This window comes from Streptomyces sp. NPDC058335, from assembly GCF_042723915.1.
Classification (GTDB): Bacteria; Actinomycetota; Actinomycetes; order Streptomycetales; family Streptomycetaceae; genus Streptomyces.
The window spans coordinates 265,350-279,941 of the sequence record NZ_JBHXHX010000012.1 but is presented as its reverse complement, the minus strand read 5'-3'; the positions used below and the strand labels follow the sequence as shown (position 1 = coordinate 279,941).

General features: G+C 73.2%; 15 protein-coding genes. 8 read left to right on the top strand and 7 right to left on the bottom strand.

All coding sequences use genetic code 11. The features are described 5' to 3' along the window. Positions 1-6: 6 nt before the first annotated feature. The 3 genes from ACFWJX_RS24790 to ACFWJX_RS24780 all read right to left on the bottom strand — a co-directional run bounded on the left by ACFWJX_RS24790 (position 7) and on the right by ACFWJX_RS24780 (position 1,896). Positions 7-555 carry a tellurite resistance TerB family protein gene (locus tag ACFWJX_RS24790; protein ID WP_383247040.1) on the bottom strand — a complete coding sequence of 183 codons (549 nt, stop codon included), beginning with the start codon at positions 553-555 and terminating at the stop codon, positions 7-9. Between the two features lie 214 nt (positions 556-769). Continuing rightward, on the bottom strand, positions 770-1,093 hold the full coding sequence (locus ACFWJX_RS24785; RefSeq protein ID WP_383247037.1) for an SCO5918 family protein: 324 nt from the start codon (positions 1,091-1,093) through the stop codon (positions 770-772). Positions 1,094-1,356: 263 nt separating this feature from the next. Further along, positions 1,357-1,896 (bottom strand): DUF5994 family protein, encoded by a 540-nt coding sequence (locus tag ACFWJX_RS24780; RefSeq protein ID WP_383247035.1) that lies wholly within the window; start codon positions 1,894-1,896, stop codon positions 1,357-1,359. A gap of 291 nt (positions 1,897-2,187) precedes the next feature. On the opposite strand from ACFWJX_RS24780, the gene ACFWJX_RS24775 reads away from it, so the two are divergent. Further along, positions 2,188-2,883, top strand: a complete 696-nt coding sequence (locus ACFWJX_RS24775) for a hypothetical protein (RefSeq protein ID WP_383247033.1) — start codon at positions 2,188-2,190, stop codon at positions 2,881-2,883. 11 nt (positions 2,884-2,894) lie between these two features. Here ACFWJX_RS24775 and ACFWJX_RS24770 read toward each other — a convergent pair whose 3' ends face one another. Together ACFWJX_RS24770 and ACFWJX_RS24765 are read right to left on the bottom strand one after the other, a co-directional pair. Then, positions 2,895-3,155 (bottom strand): hypothetical protein, encoded by a 261-nt coding sequence (locus ACFWJX_RS24770; protein ID WP_383247031.1) that lies wholly within the window; start codon positions 3,153-3,155, stop codon positions 2,895-2,897. 89 nt (positions 3,156-3,244) lie between these two features. Continuing rightward, the gene (locus ACFWJX_RS24765) at positions 3,245-4,216 is read right to left on the bottom strand and encodes an AraC family transcriptional regulator (protein WP_383247028.1); all 972 of its coding nucleotides are present in this window, start codon (positions 4,214-4,216) and stop codon (positions 3,245-3,247) included. Positions 4,217-4,298: 82 nt separating this feature from the next. Here ACFWJX_RS24765 and ACFWJX_RS24760 point away from each other — a divergent pair, with 82 nt between their 5' ends. From ACFWJX_RS24760 to ACFWJX_RS24730, 7 genes are all read left to right on the top strand, one after another. After that, positions 4,299-5,138 carry an NAD(P)H-binding protein gene (locus tag ACFWJX_RS24760; RefSeq protein ID WP_383247025.1) on the top strand — a complete coding sequence of 280 codons (840 nt, stop codon included), beginning with the start codon at positions 4,299-4,301 and terminating at the stop codon, positions 5,136-5,138. Continuing rightward, positions 5,126-5,734 carry a DUF3105 domain-containing protein gene (locus tag ACFWJX_RS24755; RefSeq protein WP_383247022.1) on the top strand — a complete coding sequence of 203 codons (609 nt, stop codon included), beginning with the start codon at positions 5,126-5,128 and terminating at the stop codon, positions 5,732-5,734. The genes ACFWJX_RS24760 and ACFWJX_RS24755 overlap by 13 nt, the downstream gene beginning before the upstream one ends. Positions 5,735-5,928: 194 nt before the next feature. Next, positions 5,929-6,873, top strand: coding sequence for an RNA polymerase sigma factor SigJ (gene sigJ, locus ACFWJX_RS24750; RefSeq protein WP_383247019.1), 945 nt, complete (start codon positions 5,929-5,931; stop codon positions 6,871-6,873). Between the two features lie 93 nt (positions 6,874-6,966). Continuing rightward, positions 6,967-8,181: an NAD(P)/FAD-dependent oxidoreductase gene (locus ACFWJX_RS24745; protein WP_383247016.1), complete on the top strand. Its 1,215-nt coding sequence runs from the start codon at positions 6,967-6,969 to the stop codon at positions 8,179-8,181. Positions 8,182-8,277: 96 nt separating this feature from the next. Continuing rightward, positions 8,278-9,945, top strand: a complete 1,668-nt coding sequence (locus tag ACFWJX_RS24740; protein ID WP_383247014.1) for a PucR family transcriptional regulator — start codon at positions 8,278-8,280, stop codon at positions 9,943-9,945. A 213-nt stretch (positions 9,946-10,158) separates the two neighbouring features. Next, positions 10,159-11,475 (top strand): diaminopimelate decarboxylase, encoded by a 1,317-nt coding sequence (locus ACFWJX_RS24735; RefSeq protein ID WP_383247011.1) that lies wholly within the window; start codon positions 10,159-10,161, stop codon positions 11,473-11,475. A 135-nt stretch (positions 11,476-11,610) separates the two neighbouring features. Next, a complete protein-coding gene (locus tag ACFWJX_RS24730) occupies positions 11,611-11,739 on the top strand; it encodes a hypothetical protein (RefSeq protein WP_383247008.1) in 129 nt (42 codons plus the stop codon). A gap of 28 nt (positions 11,740-11,767) precedes the next feature. On the opposite strand, the gene ACFWJX_RS24725 is transcribed toward ACFWJX_RS24730, so the two are convergent. Together ACFWJX_RS24725 and ACFWJX_RS24720 are read right to left on the bottom strand one after the other, a co-directional pair. After that, entirely contained in the window at positions 11,768-13,303 is a 1,536-nt protein-coding gene (locus ACFWJX_RS24725; protein WP_383247005.1) for a PH domain-containing protein, read from the bottom strand. 141 nt (positions 13,304-13,444) lie between these two features. Further along, complete coding sequence (locus tag ACFWJX_RS24720; protein WP_383247003.1) at positions 13,445-14,302, bottom strand: alpha/beta fold hydrolase; 858 nt, start codon at positions 14,300-14,302, stop codon at positions 13,445-13,447. Between the last annotated feature and the right edge of the window lie 290 nt (positions 14,303-14,592).

The window sequence follows — 14,592 nt, the reverse complement described above, 5'->3', positions numbered from 1 at the left end:
CGGTCCCTACAGGCCGAACTCGTGTGCCGACAGGCCGAGGACCGAGCAGGCCTCGCGCAGGACCTGCTCCTCGGCCGGCGAGACGTATCCGTCCGCACCCGCGATGACGAACCCGGTCTGGATGACGGCTCTGGCCTCCGTCGGCTTCTTCGCGGCCTTGGCGATCTCCTGGAGAACCTCGGCCTTGCCCTGGGGGAAGTCGAACGCCAGCCGGTCGACGTGCTTGTTGAAGCGCTGGCGCAGCTGCTCGGACGGGAAGTTCTGGAGGACGTCGTTGTTCAGGATGAGCGACTCCACGTGCTGTCGCTCGGTCGGGTCGACGTTCCCGTCGGCGGCGGCGACCAGCGCGCACATGGCCATGCTGGCGTCGCGGTAGGCGCCGCTCTTCAACTCCGTCTTGAGGGAGGTGAGCTGGGTCTTGAGCGTGCCCACCAGCTGGGCGCGCGAGGCGCCCGACCCTCCCGAGGCCGACCGCCCCTGCCCGCCGGTGCCTCGCGCTCCCTGTGCCTGCTGGAGCCCTTTGGCCTGGTCCTTGATCCGATCCCACATCGCCACGCGCGCCATCCTCGGCTTCAGCCCTGTCGTTCCGGTCGGACGCGCGCGGAGCACGCGTCATCCTGCCAACGGCCGCCGGACCGGCGAAGTTCCACGGTGGCCGGGCCGACACGTGGTGCTGTGCTCAGGAGTCGGGGCGCAGGGGTCGCGGCCAGGGCTCAGGATGCCGGCGCGGCCGTGGGGCACGACGCCGGCATGGTGATGCCGTCCGCTGCTACGCGTCCCGCGGGTCGGGGCCGCCGAGCATCTCCGACGCGGACTGCATGGGGCTGAGGGAGCTGGCGCTCACGGGCGCGGCCTCCTCGGGCAGGCCGTGGCAGGTGAAGCCGAGGCGGCGCATGGCCCGGACGACCTCGCCGCTGCTGAAGTCACGGCGGTCCTGCCGGGTGACGACCTCGCCGACCTGCTTGACCGGGTAGCGGCGGCGGCCGATGGTGACGGACTCACCGGTGATCAGCTCGGGCGTGACGCCCGCCATCGAGGCCAGGACCCCGCTCTTGGTCAGGTCGAACGGGTACCGGGCGATGACACAGCGCATGTTGCCTCACAGAGCGAAGAGAAGGGACTGACCCGGGGAGACGGGAAGCAGGGGGACCAGGGAGAACAGGGGGAGGGACGAGCGGTGGGGGAGTGGTGGGTACGTGCCGCGCCCCCGGAAACACCGGAATACAGCGAACTGGGACCCACACCCCAAGGTGCGGGCCCCAGTTGCGAAAGTGCGGGTCGGTGCCGGTACCGGGCGGTGACGGCAACTGAAATCGACAGTAGCACGGGCCGATCGGGCCCGGCCGGTCAAAGATTTCACTCACTCGGACGGTCGCCCGGACCTCGGACGAGACCGCCGGCCCATGCGGACATGAGCGGCCCGGCCGCTTCCTCCGTGGTGTCGGGCGGTACGACCTGGAGATCCCGGCGGCCTTGGCCGGGGGCCATCAGGACGACGGTGTCCGGCGCGTGCGCCGCCGTGGACCTCCGCAGTCGTACCACCTGGTTGCACACGAGCATGCGGCCCGGCGCCCCGGCCCACGTCGTGCCGTTGACCATGACGCTGACGATGTCTCCCCACGCGCGCGGCAGTCCGGCGAGCAGCTCGGGAAGCTCGGCGAGGAGGTCGTTGGAGCGTGGCCACCAGATCCCGTCGACGCGGAGCGGCACGGGGCTGTCGGGCGCGAGGCGCAGCCTGAGGAGGCGGCCGGACGCCTGCGGGCGCAGGGCGGACCGGACCCGCGCGGAACGAAGCGGAGGGGAGGAGGGAAGAGAGGAGGAAAGGAGAGGAGAAGGAAGCGGGGGAGCGGGGAGGAGCCGATCCGCAGGAAGGGTGTGGTCGGTGGGCGCGTTCATGTCGCGTTCCCTGTCCTCGGTCCGCCGAGCGGTGGTCCGATGCAGTGGTGCACCGGGAACGACACCGGCGCGGAGGCGGCGTACGGAGAACTCCCGATACCCCACGGTACGCCACCAGGGGCGCCCGGAGCCGGAGAATCGAACGCAGGTTCGGTAAGCGGGCGGCGGATGCGGGCTGGAGTACCGTGAAAGAGCCGGGAGTATCTCGCGCACCGGCCGCCCGCCGCTGCCGTTCCCGGTGACCGACGACGCCGGACCGGATCCGTCCGTGCCCGGAGCAGGGCTCGCCCCATGACCGTGAACGTGCCCGGCCGGCCGACGACCCCGGAGCCCGCGCGGCCCGGTGTCCACCGGTGGCCCCCCGACCCCCTACCCGACCGCAGGCCGGGCCCGACACGGCGGGACCAGGACCCGTCCCCCTGGGATGCCGACCGCGTCCGCGCGCTGAGCCGCAGTCAGGTCGAGGACCGGCTACGGGAGCTGGGCGATCTCTACGCGGACACCTCCGGCGGCAAGCCGTGGGCGAGGGAGCGGGACCGGGACGCGTTCCTGCGAGGGCTCGCCGGCGACGTACGACGGCCGGGGTTCGCGCTGCTGATCGCCGAGACCACCGTGCTCACCGCCTGCGCCTACGGCTTTCCGGTGGACGACCACGGGGCCTGGTGGCGGGGCCTGAGCCCGCACGGGCAGGTGCCGGCGGACCTGCGCCGCCTCGCCGCCTCCGGGCGCCTCTTCGCCATCTCCCGGATCGTCGTCCAGCCCGCCGTGCGCACGCGCCACCAGGGCCGCGAGTGGAATCTCGCCCGGCGGCTCCAGCGGCGGCTGCTCGGCGACCACGACGCGAGCGCCGGGGTCACGCTGGTGAGCCGTACCGACGCCGAGACGCTGAAGGCGATGCTGGCCTGGGGATGGCGGTACGTCGAGGGCGACGCCGGTCACGAGCCGCTGCCCGCCGCGCCCTGGCACGTGCTGATCCTCGAACCCTGAGGAGAGGCGCCTCACACCTCGTCCGTGTGCGCCGGGCCCTCCGGGGAGGATTCGCTCGCCGACAGCCAGGACCGGGCGGGCCCGGCGGCCTGCGCGGTGTCGATGGTGAGATGCAGCCGGGTGCCGCCCTCGGCACCGGCCGGATAACTGCGCTGCTCGGCCGAGGCGAAGCAGCGGCGCAGCACCTCGGCGACACGGCGCGCGGTGTCCGGCGTCGCCGCGACGACACGGACCTCGGCGAACCCCTCCGACGGCAACGGCTCCTGATCCACCCGGACCTCCCGTACGTGTGTGCCGGCGCGCTTGACGACGTACGGCCCGCTCCGCGAAGCCTATGCCGCGGCGCGCCCTCCTCGCCGCCTCACGCACCGTCGCGCGTACGGGTCTCCCGCAAGCGGAACTCGCTGGGGCTGATGCCGTGTTCCCGCTTGAACGCGGCGCTGAGGGCGAAGGCACCCGCGAAGCCGACCCGGTCCGCCACCACCGCGAGGGTCGGTTCGGGGTCCCGCAGCAGTTCGGCGGCGAGCGCGAGGCGGCGTTCACGCAGGTAGGTCATCGGCGGCTGCCCGACGAGGGCGGTGAAGCGCCGGGCCAGGTTCGCCCGGGACACGCCGGTCCTCGCCGCCAGGGCCGGGAGCGTCCACGGGTGGCCGGGTTCGGCGTGCAGCAGGCGCAGGGCCGCGCCGACCACGGGGTCGCCGAGCGCCCGGTACCAGGCGGGGACCTGCGCGCCGGGGCGCGTGAACCAGGCGCGCAGGGCGGTGATGAGCATCAGGTCCATCGTCCGGTCCAGCAGGATCTGCTGCCCCGGCTCCTCGCGGGTGATCTCCTGGAAGGTCGCACGGCTGACCGGGCAGGTGCCGACGCCCGCCTCGACGACCGCCAGCGGCGGCAGCGTGGCGAGCAACCGGCCGGGCGTGCCGCTGTCCAGGGTGTACAGGCAGCTGACCATGAGGGTGCCGTCGGCGTCTTCGGCGTCCCAGGAGCCGTCCATGCTCGGGGCGGCCAGTTCCTCGCCCGCCACGGTCGTGCAGTGGCCTCCGGCCCGGATCACCACATCGGGTTCGGTGCCGGGGTCGTCCCCCGTCACGTACGGCGCTCCGCCGGACAGCACCGCGACGTCGCCGGGCCCGATCCGGACCGGACGGCCGCCCTCGGGGGTGACCCAGGCCGAGCCGCGCAGCAGGGCCGAGAGGGCCAGCGGCGAGCCGTGCTCGAAGCGGGCCGCCCAGGCGCCGGTCAGGTCGGCCCGGTGGAGGACCGCGCCGCTGGTCCGGACCCCCGTCAGGAGGTCCGTCAGCGGATCCGTGCTGGTCAGGCCCGTGGGGTCCATGCCGGTCAGCGTAGACGAACGGGTATGGAGACGAGTCGGCACAGCATGGGCGGGGCGGTCCGCGGATGGTTCCGTTGAGTCCATGAACGACGAGATGATCCTGGTGACAGGCGCTACGGGCAAGACCGGCCGCCGCGTGACGCGGCTGCTTCGGGAGCGGGGTGTGGCGGTCCGCGCGGCCTCCCGTTCCGGTACGCCTTCCTTCGACTGGGGCGACCGCGGCACCTGGGAGGCCGCGCTGCGCGGTGTGACGCGGATGTACCTGGTGGTCCCCGACCTCGGCAGCGCGCGGGCCGCCGAGGATGTCGCCGCGTTCGCCCGGCAGGCCGCGGCCGCCGGGGCGCGGCACGCGGTGCTGCTGTCCACGCCCTCCGACGCCTGGGGACCCGCCCAGGAGCATGTCCTGGCCGCCGAGCGGGCGTTGGAGCACGCGGGCCTGGAGTGGACCGTGCTGCGGGTGCGGTGGTTCTTCCAGAACTTCAGCGAGGACTTCCTGTACGACCCGGTGATGAGCGGTGAGGTACGGCTGCCGGCCGGCGACGGCAAGGAGGCGTTCGTCGACGCCGAGGACATCGCCGAGGTGGCCGTGGCCGCCCTCACCGAGGCGGGGCACGCCGGTTGGCACTACGAGGTGAGCGGCCCCAGGCTGATGACGTTCGGCGACACGGTCGCGGAGATCGCCCGCGCCACCGGCCGCGACCTCCGCTACGTCCCGCTGACCCCGGAGGCGTACGCGCAGGAGCAGCGCGCGATGGGCGTGCCCGAGGAGTGGGTGCAGATGCTGACCGGCCTGTACGGCCACGTCCGCTCGGGCGGCCTGGCCTCGCTGGGCGACGGCGTCCGGCGGGCACTGGGCCGGGAGCCGCGGGACTTCGCCGGGTACGCCGACGCGACGGCCGCTGAGGGCGTGTGGAAGGCCTGAACGCCCTTGCCCGGGACCCCGCGACCGGGGAGCGCCGACGTCGCCTCTTCCTCCTGACCCTCGGCGCGATCGTCGTGGCCTGGCTCGTCGGACAGTGGGCGTACGGCGCCCACCAGGAACGTGCGCGGGAGGCCGCGGGGGCCGCAAAGCACGTGTCCGGTGAAAGGGTCTGGGAGGCCGGCGCACTCTCCTACGGCCACGTCGGGAAAGGCGTCGTCTATCCCGTGACCCCGCCCGTCGGCGGCGACCACGACAAGGCGTGGATGACCTGCGACGGCACCGTCTACACGGAGCCGGTCCGCGACGAGAACGCCGTGCACTCCCTGGAACACGGCGCCGTCTGGATCACGTACAACACCACGGCCACGCCCGCCGACATCAAGGCACTCGCCGCCAGGGTGGCCCGGACCCCCTACACCCTGATGAGCCCCGTCCCCCGGCAGCCCGGCACGGTCACGCTGACCGCGTGGGGCCACCAACTCGCCGTCGGCACGGCCGCCGACGCGCGCGTCGAGCAGTTCATCACCGCCTACGTGCAGGGCCCGCAGACCCCGGAACCGGGCGCGCCCTGCACGGGCGGCCGCGCGGCGCCGTGAGACCAATCCCGCGCTTCCGGGCCCGAATGCGAAATCGCAGTTCTGTCCCCTGGTTCCCCGCCCTGGGGACAGAACTCCTCGTACGCCGCCCACCTGATGCCCGCGATGCGGGCCCTGGAGACCAAGGACTTCCCGCTGCTGGTCCACATGGGCTGACGGCCACCTCGTGGTCCGGGAGAGTTAGGATCCGGGCCATGGCCCTGACCGTGAACGACGTGGAACGGTTCGAGGCCTCCAGGCGCCGCCTGGAGGTCATCGCCTATCGGCTCCTCGGCTCGGCGAGCGAGGCCGAGGACGCCGTACAGGAGACGTTCCTGCGCTGGCAGGCCGCCGACGTCGACCGTATCGAGGTCCCCGAGGCCTGGCTGACGAAGGTCCTCACCAACCTGTGTCTCAACCAGCTGACCTCGGCCCGCGCCCGGCGCGAGACCTACGTCGGTCAGTGGCTCCCCGAGCCGCTGCTCGACGGGGACCCGATGCTCGGCCCCGCCGACACCGTCGAACAGCGCGAATCGGTGTCGTACGCGGTCCTCACGCTGCTGGAGCGGCTCTCCCCCAACGAGCGGGCGGTGTACGTGCTGAAGGAGGCCTTCGGCTACCCGCACCGGGAGATCGCCGAGATCCTCGACCTCACCGAGGCCGCCAGCCAGCAGTTGTTCCACCGGGCCAAGAAGCACGTCGCGGAGGGCAAGGCCCGCACCGAGATCGACGAGGCCGCCGCCCGGCGGATCGTCGACGAGTTCCTCGCCGCCGCGACCAGCGGCCGGACCGAGCCGCTCGTGCGGCTGCTCACCCAGGACGCCGTCGCGATCGGCGACGGCGGCGGGAAGGTCCCGGCCCGCGCCAAGGCGTTCGAGGGCGCGCTCGCGGTCGCGAAGCTCATGCGCGGCTTGTTCAAACCCGGCAAGGCCAAGCGCGACCTGGTCGGCGGCTCGCCCGGGATGTACGTCACGGCCGCCAACGGCGAACCCGCCCTCGTGGCCGTCCTCGACGGCCGCGTCATCGGCGTCATGTGCCTGGAGATCACCCCCGAGGGCATCGCCGCGTTCCGCAACCAGGTCAACCCCGACAAGCTCGAACGCGCGACGCGGCTCTGGGCGGCCACCGACCACGGCGAGCCGCTCCTCACCCCGTTTTGATCGCGATGTGAGCTGCTTCACATCGCGTTCCTGTCAGGAAACGCGGGGCCGCCCGGTTCAAGTGGCGAACCCGCCCAAGACAGGAGCATGGAGATGCAGCAGCGCATCATCGTCCTCGGAGCCGGATACGCCGGAGCCATCGCCGCCGGGCGCCTCGCCAAGCGGCTGCACCGCGAAGACGTCACCATCACCCTCGTCAACGCCGAGCCCGACTTCGTCGAGCGCGTGCGGATGCACCAGCTCGCGGTCGGCCAGGACCTCAGGCCCCGTCCCCTCGGCGAGATGTTCGCGGGCACCGGCGTACGGCTGAAGCTCGCGAAGGTCACCGCCGTGGACGTCGACCGCAGGACGGTGTCCGTCACCGGCACCGACGCCGGCCCCAACGGCGTGGAGGAACTGGAGTACGACACCCTCGTGTACGCCCTCGGCAGCGGCTGGAACCCCCAGGGCGTCCCCGGCACCGCCGAGCACGCCCACGAGATCGCCGGCCGACCCGGAGCACTCCGGCTGCGCGAACGCCTGGCCCGCCTGGCCGCCGGACAGCCCGTGGTCGTGGTCGGCGGCGGCCTCACCGGCCTGGAGGCCGCGACCGAGATCGCCGAGGCCCGCCCCGACCTCGACGTGGCCCTCGCCGCCCGCGGCGCCCTCGGCGACTGGCTGTCGCCCAAGGGCCGCCGGCACCTGCGGAAGGTCGTCGACGGCCTCGGCATCAGCGTGCACGAGCACACCGCCGTCACCGGCGTCGCCGCCGACCACGTCACCACCGCCGACGGCGGCACCGTCCCGGCCGCGGTCACCGTGTGGACCACCGGCTTCGCCGTCCACCCGATCGCGCGGGCCACCACCCTGGAGGTCACCGACACCGGCCAGATTGTCGTCGACCGGACCATGCGCTCGGTCTCCCACCCGGACGTGTACGCCATCGGTGACGCGGCCAGGGTGACGGGCCCCGCCGACAAGCCCCTGCGCATGTCCTGCGCCTCGGGCGTCCCCACCGCCTGGCAGGCCGCCGACGCCATCGCGGCCCGCCTGACCGGCGGCAAGATCCCGGAGGTGCCGCTGCGCTACTTCAACCAGTGCATCTCCCTGGGCCGCAGGCAGGGCCTGATCCAGTACGTCACCGCCGACGACCGAGCCGTCCGGGCGGCCCTGACCGGACGCACCGCCGCCCTCTACAAGGAACTCGTCTGCAAGGGCGCGGCCTGGGGAGTGGCCAACCCCACCATGCTCCTGCCGACCCGCCGCCGCCGCGTCGTACCCGAGCGGCCCGAGGCGTCGGCGGCGACCACGGCGGAGGCGGCGGCCTGAACCGTGCGTCCCGCGAGCCCGTTCCCCTGACCCGCTCCCGTGACTGCTCCTACACTCACCGTCACACGCCGTGCCGACGGGAAGAGGGGGGGCCGGATGGCGCTGAACGTCATGGCCGGGCCGGGGGACGACGCCGTACCGGGGCCGACGCTGGAGAGACTGCTGTCGGTCATGGGTGCCGGTGCGCTGGAGCTGTGCGTGGCTCCGGGCGGCCTTGCGGTCGTGGTCGAGGGGATCACGGTCCTGGACCCCCTGGAGCCGGCGCTGTCGCGGGGGCAGCTGCTGCTGGCGGTGGGCGTCGACCCGCAGTCGGCCGCCGCCCTCGACGTCGTACGCGATGCCGCCCGAGCGGGCGCGGCCGCCGTGGTCCTGGGGCAGGGCAGGTCCGGGCGGCCCCCGGACGCGCTGCGGACGGCCGCCGAGGCCGCCGGTACCGCGCTGCTGTTCCGTACGGCATGGTTCGGCTGGACCGAGCTGGTCGGCGCGCTGCGGGCGGGCCTGGTCCTGGCCGGGGCCCCCGCGGATCCGGCCGCGTCCGCCGTGCCGCTGGGCGACCTGAACGGCCTGGCCGACGCGGTCGCGGTCCTGGTCGGCGGCGCGGTGACGATCGAGGATCTGGAGTCCCGGGTCCTGGCGTACTCGTCCACGAAGGAGGACGTGGACGAGCTGCGCCGCCTGACGATCCTCGGCCGCCGGGTGCCGGAGTGGCGGGTCTCCGCCATGCGCGAGGCAGGCTTCTTCCGCGCCTTGTGGGGTTCCGGGGACGTCATCCACCGGCCGGCCCACGGGGACAATCCCGAACGCCTCGTGGTGGCCGTCCGCGCGGGCGGCGAGGTCCTGGGATCGATCTGGGTGGCGGCCGCGGGCACCGACCTCCCGCCGCACGCCTCCGACACCCTGCGGTCGGCGGCACGGGTGGCCGCCGCGCACCTGCTGCACCACCGGTCCCACCGCACGGACGCCCGGCTGACCGAGGACGCGGCCCGCGCGCTCCTCGACGGACGGGGCTCCGCCGCCGTACTGACCGAACGCACCGGGATACCTGCCCACGGGCACTGCGCCGTCCTGGCGGTACGCCCCGGAGCCGCCCGCAGGGGGGACTCCGGAGCGGGGGAAACGGCCGGCAAGCTGTGCGCCCTGCTGGCGGTGTGCTGCGGCGCGTACGACGTCACACCGGTCGTCCTGCCGGTCGACCGGGGTGCCCTGATCCTGCTGGGCGCGCTGCACGAGGACCCGCGGCGGGCCGTCGAACAGGTCTCCCAGCTCGGTACGTCACTGGTCCGGCAGGTCGCCGACACGTTCGGGCCGGACGCGAGGATCGGCCTGGGAACGGTGGTCGACACCCTGACCGACCTGCCCGAGTCCCGCCGGTCGGCGGACCTGGCACTGAGGGCCCTCCTCTCGCCGGGAGAGCACCGTGCCGTCGCCTTCGCGAGCGAGGTGGCCGAGACGATCGCCCTGAACGAGGTGCTGGACACACTGACGGGGACGGAGCCGGCACCGGACACGCCCGTGGCGCGGCTCGTGGCGTACGACGCCGGGCACGGCGGGGGCACGATGGTGGAGACCCTGCGCGCGTACCTCGACCACTTCGGTCATGTGCCGGACACCGCACGGGCGTTGGGCGTGCACGCGAACAGCCTGCGGCACCGGATCAGCCGGCTCACCGAGGTCTCCGGGCTCGACCTGCGCAGCCCCGACGCCCGACTCCTCGCCCAGCTCCAACTGCGCCTGCTGGAGCGCGGCGGCGGCCGGGAGGCGTGATCCTTCGGGTGCCGCCACGATGAAGGGGCGGTTCCTTCGTGCCCGCGCACGACGACGACCGCCCCACCCCGCGGTTTCGCTCCACGGCGAGAACCGCGGGCCGGAACACCGGAACTCCCGACGAAGACACCCGCCCCGCCCCGGAGGGAGTCTGGTGGTCCGCCGCACGGCAACCGTGCGCGGTCGAGACCCAAGGCTCCGGGAAGGTGCGCGATGAGTTTTTCCACGCAGGCCGAGGACAAGGCCGACCGGCGTGAACGGATACTGCGAGCAGCCGTGCGGCAGGGACTCCTGGACCCGGAGTCGGCGCTGCTGGCCGGGTTCGTCGACCTCGACGGCGTCGACGAGACCATCACCTCCCTGCGGACCGCGTTCCCCGGCTCCCTCCAGGTCCTGCACGCCTTCGCCGCCAAGGCGAACTGCCTGGTCCCCGTCCTCGAAGAACTGCGCCGCAACGGCATGGGCTGTGAGGTCGCCAGCGCCGGCGAGCTGGCCCAGGCCCTGGAGGCCGGCTTCGACCCGGGGGACATCGTGTTCGACTCCCCGGCCAAGACCCGGGCGGAACTCGTCCAGGCACTGAGCCTGGGGGTCACCGTGAACGCGGACAGCTTCGAGGAACTCGAGCGCATCGACGACATCCTGGCGACCCGCCCCTCCGGTTCGCGGATCGGCGTACGCGTCAACCCGCAGGTCGGCGGCGGCTCGATCAGCGCCATGAGCACGGCCACGGCGACCTCGAAGTTCGGCATCCCCCTGGAGGACGAAGGCAACCGTGAGCGCCTGCTCCAGGCGTACCGGGACCGTCCCTGGCTCACCTGGGTGCACACGCACGTCGGCTCGCAGGGCTGCCCCCTGGACCTGATCGCGGGGGGCATCGCGAAGGCGGTCGGCCTCGCCGAGGAGATCAACGCCCGCCTCGGCCGCCGGCAGGTCACCGGCATCGACATCGGGGGAGGTCTGCCGGTCAACTTCGACAGCGACGAGACGACCCCCGGCTTCGACACCTACGTGGACCGTCTGCGCGAGCACGCGCCCGCCCTGTTCTCCGGCGACTACGAGATCGTCACCGAGTTCGGCCGCTCCGTCCTGGCAAAGAACGGCTTCATGGCCGCGTACGTCGAGTACACCAAGACCGTCGGCGGCCGCCCCATCGCGATCACCCACGCCGGAGCCCAGGTCGCCACCCGAACCGTGTTCGCCCCCGACGCCTGGCCCCTGCGGATCGAGGCCTACGACCCCGGCGGCAACGCCAAGAACAGCCCACCCGTGGCCCAGGACATCGCGGGCCCGTGCTGCTTCGCCGGTGACCTGCTGGCCCGCGACCGCACGCTGCCCCTCCTCGACACCGGTGACCTCGTCGTCGTACCGGACACCGGGGCGTACTACTTCTCCACGCCCTTCCACTACAACAGCCTGCCCGAGCCCGCCGTGCACGGCGTCCGCGTCGAAGCCGACGGGCAGGTCACCTTCCGCCCGCTCCGCCCCGCCCAGGCCGCCCACCCGCTCGCCCCGGCCCTCGCGGGGCGATGACCCCCTCTCCGAAGAAAGGCAGGTGCAGCAGCCATGAGATTACGGCGCACCCGGTCGGGGTGCCCCACGGAGCCGCCCCGGCGGGAAGCCGTCGGACGGCGGCTGTCCGCCACGGCCGCACGCTGCCGCCGGGCGATGTGCGACATCACACGCTGGCTCTCCCGCCGCCGCCGCATCGCGGCCGACCAGTTCCTCCGGGGGGCGTGCTACGGCGCCGGAACGGCGGTGGTCGGCCTGCTGGCGGTGTGGCTACAGACCCGCTGACGACCGCCGCCGCCGGTCATCCGGCCGGTCATCCGGCCGGCCGTCCGGCTCCGGCGGCTTCCAACGCGCCGAGGATGCCGGTCAGGTCGGCGGGAGCGGCCGCGAGGCGGACCGGACGGCCCCCGTCGTCGAGTTCGGCGATGTGCCAGCTCCGCGGCACCGTCTCGTCGTCGCCGCCACGCAGCCGTCGTACGGCCTTGACGGTGAGCCGCTCCACCGGGATCCGTTTCGCCGCGAACCGTCCCGGACCGGGATGGGGTGTCACGGCGGGTGGGCCGGCGCCGAGGACGATGTGCGTGCCGAACCCGTACGGGTTGTAGTCGGTGGACTCCAGGAAACGTGCGGCCAGGAACACCTCCTCGTCGGGGAACTCCCGCTCTGCCGCCGCGTCCTGGGGCGTACGGATACGGGTCGCGCGCCACGCCTGGGTGAAGAGGCCGAGCGAGCCGAGCGAGCCCGCGGCCACCCAGGCGAGGGTGACGGGAGCGGCCGGCGGGGTCATGGGGTGGAGATAGCAGAGCGGCAGCAGCCACAGGGCCGTGCCGACGAGCGCGCCGGCGAACGGGAGCGCCGACGGAAGGATCTCGTCGTCGGGCAACCGGCGCCCACGTCGGTGCAGCAGCACGCGGGAGCCGGGATACCCCGCGGCGAGGGCGAGCGCGGCCGCGAGGACGGCCGGTTCGCCGACGGTGGTGAAGTGCTCGCGCCACACGTGGTGTTGTCCGACCACCTCTCTCACCTGGTGTCGCCAGACGGTGAGTTCGACGCGGTCGCCGGGCCGGAAGCCCTCGGCGCCCTCCTGCGAGACCGCGAGCCGTTCCAGCGGCCGGCCGTCGGCGAAGTACAGCCAACTCCTCTGCTTGCCCCTGCCGACCTCGGTCCGCGCGACCACGGCCGACTGGGTGGTCAGACAGTCCCCGCGTTCCGCGGCGGGTGTCGCTGCGGCGCAGGGGACAGCCGAGGCCCGCGCCCGCCCCTCCGACTCGGCGGTCGGCACGAACGATGCGGCCAGGCCCGCGCCCGCGAGCAGCAGCGCGCACAGGACGAGTGACACGGCCGAGCCCCGCCCGGCGGTGCGGTACGAGATGACGGGGACGTGGTCCGACTCCGGTCCTCCGTGACGGCGGTGCAGCGCGCGGAGGGCGCCGAGCTGCGCGTCGAAGTCCGGCCGGTCGTCGGAGGACACGCTGAACGGCAGCGGCAGCCGCCGGGTGCGCCCGTCGCGCAGCACCACGCCGACACGACGGATCACCTGCCCGTGGCGTCCGTACTGGAGGTACACGCGCACGTCGGCGATGTCGCCCCACGGCAGGCTCCGGCGGCGCAGCAGCGTCCGGGAGTACACGCCGTACGCGTCGGCGCTCACCAGGACCCCGGCCGCGTACAGGCCCACGAAGCCCACCAGCGCCACCAGCAGCCCTCCGAACACCCACGGGTCCACGAGCCGGCCCCAGTAGGCCACGCGCACCAGGGCCACGCCCGCCCCGACCGCCCCCAGCCCCACGAGGACCCACAGGGGCCGCGTCTGAAGGGGACGGCAGATCACTTCCCGCCCATCGGTCATGCCCGGATCGTCCCAGCAGCCGTGCCGCCCCGACTTGTACGGAGTCCGGCAGCACTCCGGCCCTCTACGCTGCCGGGTCGGTACGCGCGCCGGGTAAGGGGAGTTCAGGACCGCAGGGCATCCCCCCGACCGACGCCGCGCTCAACCGTTCCGCCGGACCGGCTCAGCCCCGGTCCCGATCAGGAAGTCCCGCAGCACTGCGGCGAGTTGCTCCGGCTGGTCCTCGGGCACGAGGGTGGAGGAGCCGGCGATCTCGACCAGCCGGCCCTTCGGATACAACTCCGCCAGCCGGGGCCCGTGTTCACGTGGCATCAACCGGTCCTCGGTCGCCCAGACGACCAGCACGGGACGGTCGAAGTCACGGAGACGCTCGCTCCAGGCCAGCAAGGTCCTACGTCCGGGCGCCGAGGTGGCGAACTTGGCGAAGTCCCGGCGGACGGCCCTGCTCCGGGTCGCGGGAGCGAACCAGTCGTCCATGATCTCGTCCGGAATCCCGCGCAGGCTCATCCCGCCGTATCCGTTGCGGTTGTTCCGGAACGCGGGGATGCGCATCAGCCGCGTCAGAAGCCGTACGCCACCGGGAATCCTGCACACGGCGGCCGCCGCCTTGGCCGGGCCCGGGGGAAAGTTGTCGAACGCCTCGCAGGCCACCAGCACCATCCGCCCGACCCTGTGGCCCTGTTCCTCCGACACCAGGAACTGGCCCCCGCCCCAGTCATTGAGGACGAGGGTCACGTCCTCCAGTCCGAGCCGCTCGATGAACTCGCCCAGCAGCCGTGCGACACCGCGGTGGGACAGGTCGGCGTCCGGGTTCATCGGCCGGCGATGACCGCCGAGGGGCAGCGTGGGCAGGACACAGCGATACCCCTCCAGCAGCGGTACGACCTTGCGCCACTGCGTCTCGTTCATCGGCAGACCGTGCCCGAACACCAGCACCGGCCCGGCACCGCCGGTGTCCTGGTAGTCGATCGGCCCGGACGACAGTGCGATCTCCGGCATCGTGCCCCCATTCGCTGGATCCTGGAGGGCAACTCTCCTCCGCGCCGGCCGTCACCGCCATGCCCCTCGCCGCGGGCACGTGCGGTGGATCGGGCTGCTCGGGGCGGACGGGGACGAGCCGGTTCCCCGGTGGGCGGCGGCGATGATCTCCGCGCTGACGGAGACGGGCGTGTGCTCGGGGGTGCGTGCGCGGACGAGCCTTTCGGTACACGTTCCGCATGATTTCGCCCGCGAACGTCTGTTCGCATGCCATCATCGCGGAACAGAGATTGATCACCCGGTGGACCACC

Excerpts from the sequence above, each read along its gene's own strand:
- ACFWJX_RS24765 (WP_383247028.1), bottom strand. The coding sequence starts at position 4,216 with ATGGACCCCACGGGCCTGACCAGCACGGATCCGCTGACGGACCTCCTG.
- ACFWJX_RS24740 (WP_383247014.1), top strand. The coding sequence starts at position 8,278 with ATGGCGCTGAACGTCATGGCCGGGCCGGGGGACGACGCCGTACCGGGG.
- ACFWJX_RS24730 (WP_383247008.1), top strand. The coding sequence starts at position 11,611 with ATGTGCGACATCACACGCTGGCTCTCCCGCCGCCGCCGCATCGCGGCC.
- sigJ (WP_383247019.1), top strand. The coding sequence starts at position 5,929 with ATGGCCCTGACCGTGAACGACGTGGAACGGTTCGAGGCCTCCAGGCGC.
- ACFWJX_RS24775 (WP_383247033.1), top strand. The coding sequence starts at position 2,188 with ATGACCGTGAACGTGCCCGGCCGGCCGACGACCCCGGAGCCCGCGCGG.
- ACFWJX_RS24785 (WP_383247037.1), bottom strand. The coding sequence starts at position 1,093 with ATGCGCTGTGTCATCGCCCGGTACCCGTTCGACCTGACCAAGAGCGGG.
- ACFWJX_RS24760 (WP_383247025.1), top strand. The coding sequence starts at position 4,299 with ATGAACGACGAGATGATCCTGGTGACAGGCGCTACGGGCAAGACCGGC.
- ACFWJX_RS24735 (WP_383247011.1), top strand. The coding sequence starts at position 10,159 with ATGAGTTTTTCCACGCAGGCCGAGGACAAGGCCGACCGGCGTGAACGG.
- ACFWJX_RS24720 (WP_383247003.1), bottom strand. The coding sequence starts at position 14,302 with ATGCCGGAGATCGCACTGTCGTCCGGGCCGATCGACTACCAGGACACC.
- ACFWJX_RS24780 (WP_383247035.1), bottom strand. The coding sequence starts at position 1,896 with ATGAACGCGCCCACCGACCACACCCTTCCTGCGGATCGGCTCCTCCCC.
- ACFWJX_RS24725 (WP_383247005.1), bottom strand. The coding sequence starts at position 13,303 with ATGACCGATGGGCGGGAAGTGATCTGCCGTCCCCTTCAGACGCGGCCC.
- ACFWJX_RS24745 (WP_383247016.1), top strand. The coding sequence starts at position 6,967 with ATGCAGCAGCGCATCATCGTCCTCGGAGCCGGATACGCCGGAGCCATC.